6 protein-coding genes, 2 tRNA genes, 3 rRNA genes and 2 pseudogenes are annotated in these 16,352 nt (G+C 58.8%); 9 read left to right on the top strand and 4 right to left on the bottom strand.

Features of this window, described 5'->3' with window-relative positions:
- Nucleotides 1-66 precede the first annotated feature (66 nt).
- The 6 genes from U0042_RS17055 (at nt 67) to rrf (ending at nt 6,504) form a co-directional block, all read left to right on the top strand.
- Nucleotides 67-843, top strand: a complete 777-nt coding sequence (locus tag U0042_RS17055; protein ID WP_114814101.1) for an enoyl-CoA hydratase — start codon at nt 67-69, stop codon at nt 841-843.
- A 449-nt stretch (nt 844-1,292) separates the two neighbouring features.
- Nucleotides 1,293-2,823 (top strand): 16S ribosomal RNA (locus U0042_RS17050).
- Nucleotides 2,824-2,886: 63 nt separating this feature from the next.
- Nucleotides 2,887-2,963: transfer RNA gene (locus tag U0042_RS17045), tRNA-Ile, on the top strand.
- 40 nt (nt 2,964-3,003) lie between these two features.
- A tRNA-Ala gene (locus U0042_RS17040) sits at nt 3,004-3,079 on the top strand.
- Nucleotides 3,080-3,371: 292 nt separating this feature from the next.
- Nucleotides 3,372-6,252 (top strand): 23S ribosomal RNA (locus tag U0042_RS17035).
- Between the two features lie 138 nt (nt 6,253-6,390).
- Nucleotides 6,391-6,504, top strand: a 5S ribosomal RNA gene (gene rrf, locus U0042_RS17030).
- The 16S, 23S and 5S rRNA genes sit together here with 2 tRNA genes alongside, the layout of an rRNA operon.
- Nucleotides 6,505-6,612: 108 nt before the next feature.
- Here the strand turns inward: rrf and U0042_RS17025 are convergent.
- From U0042_RS17025 to U0042_RS17015, 3 genes and pseudogenes are all read right to left on the bottom strand, one after another.
- Nucleotides 6,613-7,925, bottom strand: a pseudogene (locus U0042_RS17025) (IS3 family transposase).
- Nucleotides 7,926-7,999: 74 nt separating this feature from the next.
- A pseudogene (locus tag U0042_RS17020) lies at nt 8,000-8,289 on the bottom strand (transposase); the annotation flags it as partial.
- A 244-nt stretch (nt 8,290-8,533) separates the two neighbouring features.
- The gene (locus U0042_RS17015) at nt 8,534-9,730 is read right to left on the bottom strand and encodes a M20 aminoacylase family protein (RefSeq protein WP_114813101.1); all 1,197 of its coding nucleotides are present in this window, start codon (nt 9,728-9,730) and stop codon (nt 8,534-8,536) included.
- A 169-nt stretch (nt 9,731-9,899) separates the two neighbouring features.
- On the opposite strand from U0042_RS17015, the gene U0042_RS17010 reads away from it, so the two are divergent.
- Nucleotides 9,900-11,984 (top strand): molybdopterin-containing oxidoreductase family protein, encoded by a 2,085-nt coding sequence (locus tag U0042_RS17010; RefSeq protein ID WP_114813103.1) that lies wholly within the window; start codon nt 9,900-9,902, stop codon nt 11,982-11,984.
- A 154-nt stretch (nt 11,985-12,138) separates the two neighbouring features.
- The gene (locus U0042_RS17005) at nt 12,139-13,812 is read left to right on the top strand and encodes a long-chain fatty acid--CoA ligase (RefSeq protein WP_114813105.1); all 1,674 of its coding nucleotides are present in this window, start codon (nt 12,139-12,141) and stop codon (nt 13,810-13,812) included.
- Between the two features lie 263 nt (nt 13,813-14,075).
- Here the strand turns inward: U0042_RS17005 and U0042_RS17000 are convergent, their stop codons facing one another.
- Nucleotides 14,076-15,248 carry a porin gene (locus U0042_RS17000; RefSeq protein ID WP_114813107.1) on the bottom strand — a complete coding sequence of 391 codons (1,173 nt, stop codon included), beginning with the start codon at nt 15,246-15,248 and terminating at the stop codon, nt 14,076-14,078.
- A 333-nt stretch (nt 15,249-15,581) separates the two neighbouring features.
- Here U0042_RS17000 and coq7 point away from each other — a divergent pair, with 333 nt between their 5' ends.
- On the top strand, nt 15,582-16,238 hold the full coding sequence (gene coq7 / locus U0042_RS16995) for a 2-polyprenyl-3-methyl-6-methoxy-1,4-benzoquinone monooxygenase (RefSeq protein WP_114813109.1): 657 nt from the start codon (nt 15,582-15,584) through the stop codon (nt 16,236-16,238).
- The last annotated feature ends 114 nt before the right edge of the window (nt 16,239-16,352 follow it).

Genomic DNA, 16,352 nt, shown 5'->3' with positions numbered 1-16,352 from the left:
GTTAGCATCAATCAAATTTCCGCGCGAAACGTTTTGTTCGCGCGTCACCTTGAAACCGGAGGACGCATGGCATACGAAAACATCTTGGTGGAAACCCGCGGCAGGGTGGGTCTCGTCACGTTGAATCGGCCCAAGGCATTGAATGCGCTGAACGACGCGCTCATGGATGAACTGGGTGAAGCGCTGCGCACCTTCGACGCGGACGATGGCATTGGTGCGATCGTGGTGACAGGCAGCGAGAAGGCGTTCGCGGCCGGTGCGGATATCGGCATGATGGCGACGTATAGCTTCATGGACGTCTACAAGGGCGATTACATCACCCGGAATTGGGAGACGGTGCGATCGATCCGCAAGCCGATCATCGCGGCCGTGGCCGGTTTTGCGTTGGGAGGCGGGTGCGAGTTGGCAATGATGTGCGACATCATCCTTGCTGCCGACACGGCAAAGTTCGGGCAACCCGAGATCAAGCTGGGCATCATGCCGGGCGCCGGTGGCACGCAGCGCTTGCCGCGCGCCGTATCGAAAGCGAAGGCGATGGATATGTGTCTCACGGCGCGGTTCATGGATGCAGAGGAGGCTGAGCGTGCCGGTCTTGTGTCGCGAGTGATCCCGGCTGCCTCATTGATCGACGAAGCGATGGCGGCTGCGGCCACGATCGCGGAAATGCCTTTGCAGGCCGTGATGATGGTGAAGGAATCGGTTAATCGTGCATATGAGACGACGCTTGCCGAAGGTGTTCACTTCGAGCGCCGGCTTTTCCATTCGTTGTTCGCAACGGAAGATCAGAAAGAGGGAATGGCGGCGTTTGTGGAGAAGCGCAAGCCGGCATTCAAACACCGATAGAGGTCAATCCAAAAAAACTGCTTGCCAGGCGTGTGCGGGGTGACTAGAATCTCGCTCTTTCGCGCTCCGGGAGCCGGGGCGGGGAGAGACGGGAAGGCCCGCGTGGCGGGGCGTTCCGGGGAGGTGGTGGTGAGGCTGGCAGGGTGGAAGCGGTAAAAAACCTGTTGACGGCTGACCCGGAAGTCTTCATAATCTCGTTTCTCTGCTGCTGATGCAGCGACGCAGGCGGTACCGGGGTGAAGTGTCCTGGTGGTGCGGCGAACGATCTTTAAAAACTTACAGCCGATAAGTGTGGGCGCTTGATGGCGGCGCGCCCGGTGACGTGAAGTTGCCGGGAAGCAAAGGTATCAAGAGTCTCACACGGTAAGGAAGGTAGTGAAGAGATTCACGACCTGTCAGTACCGAGTTGAGCGACCTGTCCGGAGACGGACAGAGACAGTAACAGGTTTGAACTGAAGAGTTTGATCCTGGCTCAGATTGAACGCTGGCGGCATGCCTTACACATGCAAGTCGGACGGCAGCGCGGGCTTCGGCCTGGCGGCGAGTGGCGAACGGGTGAGTAATACATCGGAACGTATCCTGGAGTGGGGGATAGCCCGGCGAAAGCCGGATTAATACCGCATACGCTCTGAGGAGGAAAGCGGGGGACCTTCGGGCCTCGCGCTCAAGGGGCGGCCGATGGCGGATTAGGTAGTTGGTGGGGTAAAGGCCTACCAAGCCGACGATCCGTAGCTGGTCTGAGAGGACGACCAGCCACACTGGGACTGAGACACGGCCCAGACTCCTACGGGAGGCAGCAGTGGGGAATTTTGGACAATGGGGGCAACCCTGATCCAGCAATGCCGCGTGTGTGAAGAAGGCCTTCGGGTTGTAAAGCACTTTTGTCCGGAAAGAAATCATCGGGGCTAATACCTCTGGTGGATGACGGTACCGGAAGAATAAGCACCGGCTAACTACGTGCCAGCAGCCGCGGTAATACGTAGGGTGCGAGCGTTAATCGGAATTACTGGGCGTAAAGCGTGCGCAGGCGGTGCTGTAAGACCGATGTGAAATCCCCGGGCTTAACCTGGGAACTGCATTGGTGACTGCAGCGCTGGAGTATGGCAGAGGGGGGTGGAATTCCACGTGTAGCAGTGAAATGCGTAGAGATGTGGAGGAACACCGATGGCGAAGGCAGCCCCCTGGGCCAATACTGACGCTCATGCACGAAAGCGTGGGGAGCAAACAGGATTAGATACCCTGGTAGTCCACGCCCTAAACGATGTCAACTGGTTGTTGGGGATTCATTTCCTTAGTAACGTAGCTAACGCGTGAAGTTGACCGCCTGGGGAGTACGGTCGCAAGATTAAAACTCAAAGGAATTGACGGGGACCCGCACAAGCGGTGGATGATGTGGATTAATTCGATGCAACGCGAAAAACCTTACCTACCCTTGACATGTACGGAACCCTGGTGAGAGCCGGGGGTGCCCGAAAGGGAGCCGTAACACAGGTGCTGCATGGCTGTCGTCAGCTCGTGTCGTGAGATGTTGGGTTAAGTCCCGCAACGAGCGCAACCCTTGTCCCCAGTTGCTACGCAAGAGCACTCCGGGGAGACTGCCGGTGACAAACCGGAGGAAGGTGGGGATGACGTCAAGTCCTCATGGCCCTTATGGGTAGGGCTTCACACGTCATACAATGGTCGGAACAGAGGGTTGCGAAGCCGCGAGGTGGAGCCAATCCCAGAAAACCGATCGTAGTCCGGATTGCAGTCTGCAACTCGACTGCATGAAGCTGGAATCGCTAGTAATCGCGGATCAGCATGCCGCGGTGAATACGTTCCCGGGTCTTGTACACACCGCCCGTCACACCATGGGAGTGGGTTTTGCCAGAAGTGGCTAGTCTAACCGCAAGGAGGACGGTCACCACGGCAGGATTCATGACTGGGGTGAAGTCGTAACAAGGTAGCCGTATCGGAAGGTGCGGCTGGATCACCTCCTTTCCAGAGCAGCGCGTCCAAAGTCAGAGCGCTCACACTTGTCGGCTGTATGAATGACAGACTCAGGGGTCTGTAGCTCAGTCGGTTAGAGCACCGTCTTGATAAGGCGGGGGTCGTTGGTTCGAATCCAACCAGACCCACCAACTTTGTCTGTGACGGGCAGTTCCCTGCAGGAGTCGGTGAGGGGGCATAGCTCAGCTGGGAGAGCACCTGCTTTGCAAGCAGGGGGTCGTCGGTTCGATCCCGTCTGCCTCCACCAGTCCCCAGCGCGCAGCATCCGCATGAAGGCGGGTACTGCGCCCTGGCGACTGCCAGCCAGACGGCATGAAGTTGATGCCGCTGTCGTTCTTTAACAATCAGGAAGCAGCAGTAATTTGACTGATGCGAAAGCGCCTTGTGAGATGGGCGTGAGTAGGTCAGTCAGGGTTGTGATTGTATCGAAGTATCTCAGGGCCATTGCAAGATGGCATTGGAATACGGCACAACGCGAGAACTCAACCTGTAGCGGTTGTGGTCATGTCTCCATTGGGGACGAGACTCACCCGTTATAGGGTCAAGCGAACAAGTGCATGTGGTGGATGCCTTGGCGATCACAGGCGATGAAGGACGCGGTAGCCTGCGAAAAGCTCCGGGGAGCTGGCAAACAAGCTTTGATCCGGAGATGTCCGAATGGGGAAACCCACTCCTTCTGGAGTATCCGTGGCTGAATACATAGGCCATGTGAGGCGAACGCGGCGAACTGAAACATCTAAGTAGCCGCAGGAAAAGAAATCAACCGAGATTCCCAGAGTAGTGGCGAGCGAAATGGGAGCAGCCTGTACTCTTTATCTGCAGTGTTAGCTGAACGCTCTGGAAAGTGCGGCCATAGCGGGTGATAGCCCCGTAGGCGAAAGCATTGTGGAAGAACTGGGTGTACGACAAGTAGGGCGGGACACGTGAAATCCTGTCTGAAGATGGGGGGACCATCCTCCAAGGCTAAATACTCGTGATCGACCGATAGTGAACCAGTACCGTGAGGGAAAGGCGAAAAGAACCCCGGGAGGGGAGTGAAACAGATCCTGAAACCGCATGCATACAAACAGTCGGAGCCCTGAAAGGGGTGACGGCGTACCTTTTGTATAATGGGTCAGCGACTTACATTCAGTGGCGAGCTTAACCGTATAGGGCAGGCGTAGCGAAAGCGAGTCCGAACAGGGCGTCCAGTCGCTGGGTGTAGACCCGAAACCAGGTGATCTATCCATGGCCAGGCTGAAGGTGCGGTAACACGTACTGGAGGGCCGAACCCACTGACGTTGAAAAGTCAGGGGATGAGCTGTGGATAGGGGTGAAAGGCTAAACAAACCTGGAAATAGCTGGTTCTCTCCGAAAACTATTTAGGTAGTGCCTCGTGTATCACCTTCGGGGGTAGAGCACTGTCATGGTTGAGGGGTCCATTGCGGATTACCTCGCCATAGCAAACTCCGAATACCGAAGAGTGCAATCACGGGAGACAGACATCGGGTGCTAACGTCCGGTGTCAAGAGGGAAACAACCCAGACCGCCAGCTAAGGTCCCCAAACATGGCTAAGTGGGAAACGAAGTGGGAAGGCTAAAACAGTCAGGAGGTTGGCTTAGAAGCAGCCACCCTTTAAAGAAAGCGTAATAGCTCACTGATCGAGTCGTCCTGCGCGGAAGATGTAACGGGGCTAAGCCATGTACCGAAGCTGCGGATGCAGATTTATCTGCATGGTAGGAGAGCGTTCCGTAAGCCTGCGAAGGTGCACCGGAAGGTGTGCTGGAGGTATCGGAAGTGCGAATGCTGACATGAGTAGCGATAAAGGGGGTGAAAGGCCCCCTCGCCGTAAGCCCAAGGTTTCCTACGCAACGTTCATCGGCGTAGGGTGAGTCGGCCCCTAAGGCGAGGCAGAAATGCGTAGCTGATGGGAAGCAGGTCAAGATTCCTGCACCGGCGTGAAATGCGATGGGGGGACGGATCGCGGAAGGTTGTCCGGGTGTTGGAAGTCCCGGTCGCTGCATTGGAGAAGGTGCCCTGGCAAATCCGGGCACGCAATTCAAGGGTGTGGCGCGAGCGGCCTCGGCTGCGAAGCAACTGGAAGGGGTTCCAGGAAAAGCCTCTAAGCTTCAGTTTCACGTTGACCGTACCGCAAACCGACACAGGTGGGCGAGATGAGTATTCTAAGGCGCTTGAGAGAACTCGGGAGAAGGAACTCGGCAAACTGGTACCGTAACTTCGGGATAAGGTACGCCCTGGTAGCTTGACCGGCCTGCGCCGGAAGGGTGAAGGGGTTGCAATAAACTGGTGGCTGCGACTGTTTAATAAAAACACAGCACTCTGCAAACACGAAAGTGGACGTATAGGGTGTGACGCCTGCCCGGTGCCGGAAGATTAAATGATGGGGTGCAAGCTCTTGATTGAAGTCCCGGTAAACGGCGGCCGTAACTATAACGGTCCTAAGGTAGCGAAATTCCTTGTCGGGTAAGTTCCGACCTGCACGAATGGCGTAACGATGGCCACACTGTCTCCTCCCGAGACTCAGCGAAGTTGAAGTGTTTGTGATGATGCAATCTACCCGCGGCTAGACGGAAAGACCCCATGAACCTTTACTGCAGCTTTGCATTGGACTTTGAACCGGTCTGTGTAGGATAGGTGGGAGGCTGTGAAGCGTGGACGCCAGTCTGCGTGGAGCCGACCTTGAAATACCACCCTGGCTTGTTTGAGGTTCTAACCCAGGTCCGTGAATCCGGATCGGGGACAGTGCATGGCAGGCAGTTTGACTGGGGCGGTCTCCTCCCAAAGCGTAACGGAGGAGTACGAAGGTACGCTAGGTACGGTCGGAAATCGTGCTGATAGTGCAATGGCATAAGCGTGCTTGACTGCGAGACCGACAAGTCGAGCAGGTGCGAAAGCAGGTCATAGTGATCCGGTGGTTCTGTATGGAAGGGCCATCGCTCAACGGATAAAAGGTACTCTGGGGATAACAGGCTGATACCGCCCAAGAGTTCATATCGACGGCGGTGTTTGGCACCTCGATGTCGGCTCATCTCATCCTGGGGCTGTAGCCGGTCCCAAGGGTATGGCTGTTCGCCATTTAAAGAGGTACGTGAGCTGGGTTTAAAACGTCGTGAGACAGTTTGGTCCCTATCTGCCGTGGGCGCTGGAAGTTTGAGGGGGCCTGCTCCTAGTACGAGAGGACCGGAGTGGACGAACCTCTGGTGTACCGGTTGTCACGCCAGTGGCATCGCCGGGTAGCTATGTTCGGAAGAGATAACCGCTGAAAGCATCTAAGCGGGAAACTCGCCTCAAGATGAGACTTCCCCGGGGCTTCGAGCCCCTTGAAGGGTCGTTCAAGACCAGGACGTTGATAGGCCGGGTGTGGAAGCGCAGTAATGCGTTAAGCTAACCGGTACTAATTGCCCGTAAGGCTTGATCCTATAACCGGTGTGTTTCAGACACACACCGCCACAGTTGCGCGTTGTGCCCAGTCACAACCCCCATTACCACGCTGCTTCCCGATTGGCTGCGCCGCAGCCGGGCTACCTACGCCCCCAGCGACGCAGCAACCCGTCATGCCTGATGACCATAGCGAGTCGGTCCCACCCCTTCCCATCCCGAACAGGACCGTGAAACGACTCCACGCCGATGATAGTGCGGATTGCCCGTGTGAAAGTAGGTAATCGTCAGGCTCCCCTTGCCGATACAGACCCCGCCCCTCAAAAGGCGGGGTCTTGGCTTTGCGCCGACGGTTATTCGTCTTCGCGCCCACCATTACCCGCCTTGACCTGCCCCCGGTTTTAGTCCGAACTGCAGTTAGAGTCCGAGGTTAAAAACTGCTGTTTTGCATCGTGCGCCTGAGCGAACTGCACGGATGTCAGATAGTCGAGTGAACTATGAGGCCGCTCGGTGTTGTACTCGATACGCCATTCCTCAATCAGCTGTAGTGGTCAACTGATTCCGGACACTGCGTTAAGTTTTTCTTCCGCGACAGCGGGCGCCAGTCCGTCGTTGAACTGATGCGGCCGTATCCAGTTGTACCGATGCATCAGGTAGTGACTGATATCCCGGTGTGCTTCCTGCGCCGACATGTAACCCACTGACGGCAGCCATTCCGTCTTGAAGCTGCGGAACAGCCGCTCCATCGGGGAATTGTCCCAGCAATTTCCACGACGGCTCATGCTCTGCTTTACCCGGTAGCGCCACAGACGCTGACGGAACTTCCGGCTTGCGTATTGGCCGCCCTGGTCCGAGTGAAACAACAACCCTTGCGGTCGGCCTCGTTGCTCGTAGGCCATCTCCAACGCCCGCACGACCAAATCGGCGTCCGGGCGTGTCGAGAAAGCCCAACCGACAACTCGCCGCGTGAACAGGTCGAGCACGACCGCCAGATAATGCCAACGGCCTTGTGCCCAGACATACGTGATGTCGCCGCACCAGACCTGATTCGGCGCACCAACCTCAAACTGACGGTTGAGATGGTTCGGAATATCGATCCGCTCAACCGTCGCCTGTTTGTACGCATGACTGCCGGGTTGCTTGCAAATCAACCCCAGCTCTTCCATCAAGCGGCTGACCTTGAAGCGGCCAATCGCCGTACCTTCCTCGCGCATCATGCCCATGATGCTGCGACTGCCGGCTGAGCTTCGACTCTCGATGAACAGCTCGTGTACCCGGCTACGCAGTGCCATTCGCTCGGCATCAACACGTCGGGCTCGCCCTCGGTGGGCATACAGGCAGGACCGCGACACGTCGAATACCGCGCAGATCAGCTCGACCGATTCGCTTGCGCCAATCTGATCAATTACTTCGTACGTTCGATGCCTTCCGACATCAAGAGCGCGGTAGCCTTTTTTAAAATGGCCTTCTCACGCTCGAGGCGTTCGATACGCGCCTCGAGTTCCTGAATACGCTGTTGATCCGGCGTGATTGCCTTGCCCTTCGGCGTGACGCCCTGGCGTTCCATCTGAAGTTGCTGCACCCAGCGGCGCAGCACCGTCTCGCCGACGCCGACCGAACGGCTCGCCTCTGAAAAGTTATAGCCCTGGTCAAGCACCAGGCTGGCTGCTTGCTGTTTGAACTCGGGGGAAAACGAACGACGTTGCTTCGGCATCAGACACCTCTCCATGGCGAGCATTCTCGCCTAAATCAGTGTCCGGGTTCATTAGGCCACTACATCAAGATCCGGACCGCTTCGCGCCTGGCCTGCGGGCTTGCTACTTTCGGGCTAACAGGTCCTTCAGCGCGGCGTTGTCGAGCATTGATTCGGCCAACAGGCGCTTGAGCTTGTTGTTCTCCTGCTCCAGTTCCTTCAGGCGCTGCGCTTCGGAGACCGTCATCCCGCCGAACTTCGCTTTCCAGTTGTAGTAGGTCGCTTCCGATATGCCGTACTTGCGGCACAGCTCCGCCGGCTTCAGCCCGGCCTCGGCTTCCTTCAAGATGCCGATGATTTGTTCTTCGGTGAATCGCTTTTTCATTGCCGTTCCTCTCTGGAACGGACTCTACACCGTCACAGTACTAAACGCGGGGAGCAGGTCAGCCTCGCCCCCGACTCTCCCCCGCCGCTTAATGCAGGGTACAAAGCCCTTCACCAGCACTACTGGGCGCACTACGCGTAGCCTAGGTCGAATTTCACCTTGGCAATCCCGGCTGGCTGAGGCCCCAGAGCACTATCATCAACCAAATCGCTGGTACCATCCGCCGCCAGACGCAGACGCTTACTCACTCGCTTTGCAAGAGAAACTGTGTGGCTAGCCGCACCCAGTAAGTCGCACCCACCGGAAGCAACGAGTCATTGAAGTCGTAGCTCGCGTTGTGCAGCATGCAAGGCCCGGCGCCGTGTCCTGCTTCCCGATGTCCACCGTCGCCATTGCCGAGGAACGCGTAGCAACCGGGTTTGGCAAGCAACATGAACGAAAAGTCCTCAGCACCCATGGTCGGCTCTATGTTGGTCTCGACGTTTCCCGGTCCAACCACTTCTGCCATTATCCTGGCGGCAAATTGCGTCTCTTTGGCGCTGTTTACCGTGGGCGGGTAGTTACGGTGAAAGCTCACCGTCACGCCGCAGTCGTAGGCTGCAGCGGTACTTTCTGCGATCTTCCGCAAGCGCGTCTCGATCATGTCCAACGTTTCGGTCGTGAACGTTCGCACAGTGCCAGCAAGCCATGCGTCGTCCGGAACAACATTCACAGTGTCGCCGGCATGAATCTGGGTGATTGAAAGCACCGCGGTGTCCAGCGGCTTCTTGTTTCTCGTGACGATGCTTTGCAGGCCGTTGGCGACCTGTACCGCGACGAACACGGGGTCGCGGCCGTTGTGCGGTAGTGCTGCGTGAGATCCGACGCCCTTGATGTCGATCCGGAACTCGTTGCTCGACGCCATGATCGGTCCTTCCCTGACGCCGAAATGTCCTTCAGGCAAGCCGGGCCAGTTGTGGATGCCAAACACCGCGTCCACGGGAAACCTCGTGAAAAGGCCGTCGTCGATCATCGCTTGCGCGCCGGCTCCGCCTTCTTCGGCCGGCTGGAAGATAAACACAATCGTTCCGTCAAATTCCGCATGCTGCGCGAGATACCGCGCCGAGCCCAACAGCATCGCGGTGTGCCCGTCGTGTCCACACGCATGCATCTTTCCTTCATTACGAGAGCGATGCTCGAAGCCATTGAGTTCCTGGATCGGCAGGGCGTCCATATCGGCTCGCAGTCCGACAGAGCGCGTTCCGTGACCGCGCTTGAGTACGCCCACCACCCCTGTCTTACCCAGGCCGCGATGAACCTCGATGCCCCATTCAGTGAGTTTCGCGGCGACGAGGTCGGCTGTTCGGGTTTCCTCGTAGCGCAGTTCGGGATGAGCGTGAATCGTTCGTCGGAGAGTCTGGATTTCGCCGTGCGCGGCCTCGATTTCAGGGATCAATCTCATGGCATTCGTCTTGGTGTCTCGTGATGTGCGGCGATCGCCGCGACAGATCGGACCATTCTACGCTCGCCCGATTTTCCCGCCGGAATCCCCCTTCTGGCCGACCTGGCACGCGTGCAGAACGTAATAGAATCACCGCTTCGGTATTCGAAATACGTCCGTGGCCGCCCATATGAACGCTCCAGTAGAATTCGCCCGCGCCGTTTGTCCGCATGACTGCCCCGACACCTGCGCGATGCGGGTCACCGTAGAAAATGGCCGGGCAACCAGGATCGCCGGCGATCCAGATCATCCGCCCACGCAAGGAGTGCTGTGCACGAAAGTGAGTCGATACGCGGAGCGCGTCCATCACCGTGATCGCTTAACGGTGCCGATGAAGCGGGTCGGCCACAAGGGTGAAGGTCAGTTCGAGGCTATCAGTTGGGATGAGGCGTACTCGATCGCTGCCGCTCGGCTTTCTGAAATCGCGGCCCGGACACCCGAAGCGATTCTTCCGTACAGCTACGCGGGCACGATGGGGCTTGTGCAGGGCGAGAGCATTGCTCAGCGGTTCTTTCACAAGCTTGGGGCCTCGCGGCTGGACCGTACCATCTGCGCCGCTGCCGGTGCGGCCGGCTTGCGCTATACCTATGGCGCGAGCATCGGCATGCACAGTGAGTTCTTCTCCGAAGCCGAGGTCATTCTGATCTGGGGCGGCAACCCTATCGCGTCGAACCTGCACGTATGGACGCGCATGCAAGAGGCGAAACGCAACGGCGCGAGGCTCATCGCGATCGACCCATACCGCTCGCTGACCGCCGAGAAATGCCACGAGCACGTCGCGCTCAAGCCGGGCACGGACGCCGCGCTCGCGCTTGGCATGATGCACGTGCTAATTACGGAAGACCGGCTCGATCACGAGTACATCGCCGAACATACATACGGATTCGAGCAGTTAAAGGCTCGGGCATTGGCGTGGACGCCGACTCGCGCCGCGCGCGTGTGTGGCATCGAGGAGCAAACGGTCGTCGATCTCGCCCGGCTCTATGGGTCGACCAGGCGAGCCGCTATTCGTGCGAACTACGGATTGCAACGTGTGCGTGGCGGCGGCAACGCGGTACGCGCGATCGCCTGCTTGCCTTCGCTCACGGGCGCATGGCGGCATCGCGCGGGCGGGTTGATGCTCTCGTCGTCGGGCTGGGCGCCGGTCGACAACCACGCGCTCGAGCGGCCCGATCTGATTCCGGGTTGGCCATCGAAACTTCCGCGCGTCGTCAATATGAACGAGATCGGCAACGCGTTGCTGCATCCTGGTGACGACGAGTTCGGGCCGAAACTGGAGGCAATCGTCGTCTATAACTCGAATCCGGTTGCCGTGGCGCCGGACTCCGTACGCGTTGCGAAGGGCTTTGCGCGTGAGGACCTGTTCACCATTGTGCTCGAGCAATTCCAGACCGATACGGCCGACTATGCCGATTTGCTGCTTCCGGCGACGACGCAGCTAGAGCATCTCGACATCCACAAATCGTACGGCCACACCTACGTGATGGCGAATCTCCCGGCGATTCCGCCGGTTGGCGAGGCGCGCCCGAATACGGAGATTTTCCGCGGCATCGCGCGCGCGATGGGCCTCGCCGAGCCAGCGCTTTACGATAGCGACGAAGCCGTGGCCAAGATTGCTTATCGTTGGAATGATCCGGCGCTCAAGGGCGTGACTTGGGAGTCAATAAAAGCGTCGGGCTGGGCGAAACTTGCGTTACCCGAGGCGCCCTTCGCCAACGGCGGTTTTCGTACGCCGTCTGGCAAGTGCGAGTTCTTTAGCGACCGTCTTTCGAAAGAGGGTCTCGATCCGCTGCCGGACTATTTGCCGCCTCATGAATCGGCCGAAGGCTCGCCGGACCTCGCGGCCCGCTATCCGCTTGCCATGATTTCACCGCCGGCGCGCAACTTCCTGAACAGCACGTTCGTGAACGTCGAGAGCTTGCGCTCCACCGAAGGGACGCCTCATCTCGACATCCACCCGGCGGACGCGGCCGTGCGAGGCATAGCCGAAGGCGACGAAGTGCATATCTTCAACGACCGCGGTGCGATGCGAGCCCGCGCCCGCGTGACGGACCGGGCGCGCGAGGGTGTCGTCGTCGGCCTGTCGATCTGGTGGAAAAAGCTTGCGCCGGACGGGTGCAACGCGAACCAGGTCACGAGCCAGGCCCTGACGGATCTAGGCCGTTCCGCAACGTTCTACGACTGCCTCGTCGAAGTGGAGCCGGTCCGAGAATGAGTTCGTGCCGTTGTTGTGGGCGGCCCTCACGGCGCGCCCGAACGTATTCGAGGCCGAAATCTAACTGCTTGTCCAGCTTCGAAACCGCCTGCGTCCCCGTGCTAGGATGCCAGTTTTTAGCACGACCATTCGAAAATTCAGGAGGAGACGCGGCATGGAAAAAATCTGGCTAAAGTCCTATCCGCCCGGCGTTCCAACCGAGATCGATCCGAGCCAGTACGCGTCCATTACGGACTTGCTCGAGGAAAGTTTTCGGCAATATCGCGCGAAAGGGGCGTTCGCCTGCATGGGTAAGCAGATCACGTACGGACAGCTCGACGAACTGTCACGTGCTCTCGGTGCGTGGTTTCAGTCGCGTGGCCTCCCATGTGGCGCCCGCATCGCCGTGATGATGCCCAACGTGCTGCAATACCCGGTGGCGCTCGCCGCGATCCTGCGCGCGGGTTACGTGGTGGTGAACGTCAATCCGCTTTATACGCCGCGCGAGCTCGAGCATCAGCTCAAGGACAGCGGCGCCGAAGCCATCATCATTCTCGAGAACTTCGCGATTACGCTGCAGGCGGTTATCCGAAACACGGCAGTGAAGCACGTGGTGGTCGCAACGATGGGCGACCTGTTGGGACCGAAAGGCGTGCTCGTTAACTTCGTCGTGCGCCGCGTGAAGAAGATGGTTCCCGAGTGGACCTTGCCGGGGCACGTGGGTTTCAACGATGCCGTGCGCGCAGGCGGCCGGCAGACCTTTGAGCGCGTGGAGCAGAGCGCGGACGACGTCGCGTTTCTCCAATACACGGGCGGCACGACCGGCGTGGCGAAGGGGGCGACCCTGCTGCATCGGAACATCATTGCGAACGTTCTGCAATCGCATGCATGGCTGGATGTGGCGCGCCGCAAACGTCCCGACATCGAACAGTTCGTCACCGTGGTCGCGTTGCCGCTTTATCACGTGTTCGCGCTGACGGTGTGTGGCCTGCTGACGATCCGGACGGGCGGCCTCGGCGTCCTGATTCCGAATCCGCGCGACATAGCGGGCACGATCAAGGCACTGCAGGGCTACGCGATCACGACGATTCCGGCGGTTAACACGCTCTACAACGCTTTGCTCAACCATCCTGACTTCGACAAGCTCGACTTTTCGAATCTGCTCGTTGCGAATGGTGGCGGTATGGCGGTTCAGGAAGCTGTCGCGAAACGGTGGTTCGAGCGTACCCATACGCCGATCATCGAAGGTTATGGGTTGTCCGAAACATCGCCGTGCGTAACCTGCAACCCGGCAACGGTGACGGAGTACAGCGGGACGATCGGCCTACCGCTGCCGTCCACCGAGGTTTCGATCCGGGACGACGCAGGCAACGAGGTTCCACTCGGCGAGCCGGGTGAAATCTGCATCCGCGGTCCGCAGGTGATGGCCGGTTACTGGAACCGCCCCGAAGAGACGGCCAAGGTGATGACGTTCGATGGCTTCTTCAAGTCGGGCGACGTCGGGGTCATGGACGCGCGCGGTTTCGTGAAGGTCGTCGACCGGAAGAAGGACATGATTCTGGTGTCCGGCTTCAACGTGTACCCGAACGAGATCGAGGACGTGGTCGCGAAACTTCCCGGGGTGTTCGAGGTTGCCGCGGTGGGAGTGCCTGATGCGCATTCGGGCGAGGCGGTGAAGCTCGTCATCGTCAAGAAGGATCCGGCGCTTACCGACACGGACGTTTTCGCGTTCTGCAAGACGCAGCTAACGGGCTATAAGCGGCCCAAGATCATCGAGTTTCGCGCCGAGCTGCCGAAGAGTAATGTCGGCAAGATCTTGCGACGGGAACTGCGTGACGGAAGCGCATGAGGTGCGTGGCGGTTGGAAATGTGTCTAGCGCCTGGTTTTTTGCGCACGAAGTAGTCACATGGCAACCGACTGGGGGCTGCGTTTAGCTACCCCGATCATCGCGTCTTGCGAGCCAGCCCGCCGGACGCAAAGTCGGGCGGGTTTTTTAGGCGCTGTTCTGCCGGTAGGGGCAGGAAGGGCGGGCTACATCGCCCAATCAACAACACCAAGAAAAAAGGCGCCCGAGGGCGCCTTGAGACTACAAACTACTTTGTTCCGACTTATTAGAACTTGTGACGGATACCGACACGCGCCGTCAACTGGTTCTTGTTCGACGATGCGGTGAGGCCGTTGATACCGGCGACGGCGGGAACGACGCTGTTACCGCTCGAGCTAACCGTATCGCCAGATGCATGCTGGTACACACCGATCACGTAGACATCGGTGCGCTTCGACAGGAAGTAGTCGGTACCAAGCGAGAACTGATGGTACTTCGCGGCCGAATTGCCGTTGATCTTGGAGCCCTGCGTATAGTCGTACGCCGTGCCGATCAACAAGGCGGGCGTCAGTTGATACTTGAAGTTGACTTCAGCATTGTTGAACGTGGCAGTTTGACCTGCGAAGGCCGATGCGTACGACGAGCCCAAGTTATAGAACTTGATGTTCGAGTACGTTGCACCAACGGTCGCTGCGCCGAACGTGTATGCGCCGCCTGCGCCGATAACTTGATACGTGTGCGCCGAACCGTAGCCCGAGTAGACCGGCGAGCTGACGTTCGACACCGTGCCGCTGACCGTGCCGGAGGTGCTGTTACCGAAGAAGCTGACGTTCGGATTGCGCACGTTCAAGTAACCCACACCGAGAACCAGCGGGCCGTTGTTGTAGCCGGCGCCGAACGAGAAGATCTGGTTACGGCTGAAGTCGCCGGACACACCACCGAGGCTGTACAGGGCGCCGAACTTGAGGCCAGCGTAGTCAGCGCTCGTGAACTTGATCGCGTTGTTCACGCGATAAGCGTTGTTGAAGTTGTCGAGGTCGCCCGGGTGAGCAGCGATGTAGCCGCCCCACTGGTCACCGACTTCCAGCGGGCCAACGAAGTCGACCACGGAGTCATACTGACGGCCCAGCGTCACGGTGCCGTACGGGCTCGACAGGCCAACATACGCTTGACGGCCGAACTCAAGGCCGCCTTGGCCCAGTTTGCCGGTGTTCACGTCGAAGCCGTTTTCCAGCACGAAGATCGCCTTGAGACCACCGCCCAGGTCTTCCGTGCCGCGCAGGCCCCAGCGGCTGCCTTGCATGACGCCGCTCGACAGGTTGTAAAGGTGCTTGCCGCCGGCATTCGTATTGATGTTGAAGCCTTCATCGATAATGCCGTACAGCGTGACGCTGCTCTGTGCGTGAGCAACGCCAGCGAACGCGCCAAGGGCTGCGAGCGCGAGAAGCGACTTTTTCATTGAGAGATCTCCAAGGAATTCCAAAATCGTTATCTGGGCAGGGCAAATATTTGTCGTGCGTTGCGGCCTTGCCATCTAACTTCGCGAGAAGTTGCCCGTAATGTAACAAAACGCCTAACGCGGACAAAGAAAAAGCGGGGTGCGCTGCAAGTCCATGTTTCGTTTACGCAACATGGTCTAGAATTGCATATTCGCCATAGGATTTACCCTGGATTCGTCCGGCAAGAGAAGGCGATATCGGTCTTCCGTTGGCTTCGGGCTACTACGTATTTCTTCCGGATGCAGACGTCGGCGTACCGATGGCCGGACGCAGAAGTCGCATGGAGGGATTGAATGACGCTGGATGAATTGATTACGGAGTTTGACCGCGGCCTGCGCACCATGGCCGGGGTATCGCGAATGAGCCGTCTTACTCCGTTGCCGCCCACCGAAGAACACCCGGGAGAGGGGGCGCAGCCCATCGCGCCAGTAGAGCTCTCTCCAACGGAGCGCACTCATGCGGCCGGCCTGATGCGCGTGAATCACGTCGGCGAGGTATGCGCCCAGGCGCTATACCAGGCGCAGAAACTCGCTACGTCGTCACCCAGGTTGAAGGACGCGTTCGAGCGCGCGGCCCGCGAGGAAGAAGACCATCTCGCATGGACGGCACGGCGTCTCGAAGCGCTGGACTCGCGTCCGAGCCTGCTCAACCCGCTTTGGTACGCCGGGGCACTCTCGATCGGGTTCGTTGCCGGCTTTTTCGGCGACAAGGTGAGTCTCGGCTTCATGGCCGAGACGGAGCGGCAGGTCGAGCAGCACCTCGACAGCCATCTGGACAAGCTTCCCGAAGCGGACCGCGAATCACGGGCGATTGTCGAGCAGATGCGCACCGACGAGGTAGCGCATGCAAAGGCGGCCACCGACGCGGGCGGCATCGAGCTGGCTTTTCCGGTTCGTGCACTCATGAGAGCCGCATCCAAAGTGATGACGCGCACTGCCTACTATCTCTGACCCGTTTCAGGTGGGACGGTATTCCAACGCCGTTCCACCTCGCCGCCTCCCGGACGCTTCCCGCAATCCCCGCTTCCTTCTCGTCCGTTCCCCCCTCCAATCACGCCTTTCCCC

Source organism: Paraburkholderia kururiensis (assembly GCF_034424375.1).
In the GTDB taxonomy this organism is placed as follows: Bacteria; Pseudomonadota; Gammaproteobacteria; order Burkholderiales; family Burkholderiaceae; genus Paraburkholderia; species Paraburkholderia kururiensis_A.
The sequence above is the reverse complement of the archived record's forward strand: the minus strand, read 5'-3'. Positions and strand labels throughout refer to the sequence as shown.

What these genes read in the sequence shown, in the direction of transcription:
- U0042_RS17055 (WP_114814101.1), top strand. Translation starts at nt 67, where the DNA reads ATGGCATACGAAAACATCTTGGTGGAAACCCGCGGCAGGGTGGGTCTC.
- U0042_RS17015 (WP_114813101.1), bottom strand. Translation starts at nt 9,730, where the DNA reads ATGAGATTGATCCCTGAAATCGAGGCCGCGCACGGCGAAATCCAGACT.
- U0042_RS17010 (WP_114813103.1), top strand. Translation starts at nt 9,900, where the DNA reads ATGAACGCTCCAGTAGAATTCGCCCGCGCCGTTTGTCCGCATGACTGC.
- U0042_RS17005 (WP_114813105.1), top strand. Translation starts at nt 12,139, where the DNA reads ATGGAAAAAATCTGGCTAAAGTCCTATCCGCCCGGCGTTCCAACCGAG.
- U0042_RS17000 (WP_114813107.1), bottom strand. Translation starts at nt 15,248, where the DNA reads ATGAAAAAGTCGCTTCTCGCGCTCGCAGCCCTTGGCGCGTTCGCTGGC.
- coq7 (WP_114813109.1), top strand. Translation starts at nt 15,582, where the DNA reads ATGACGCTGGATGAATTGATTACGGAGTTTGACCGCGGCCTGCGCACC.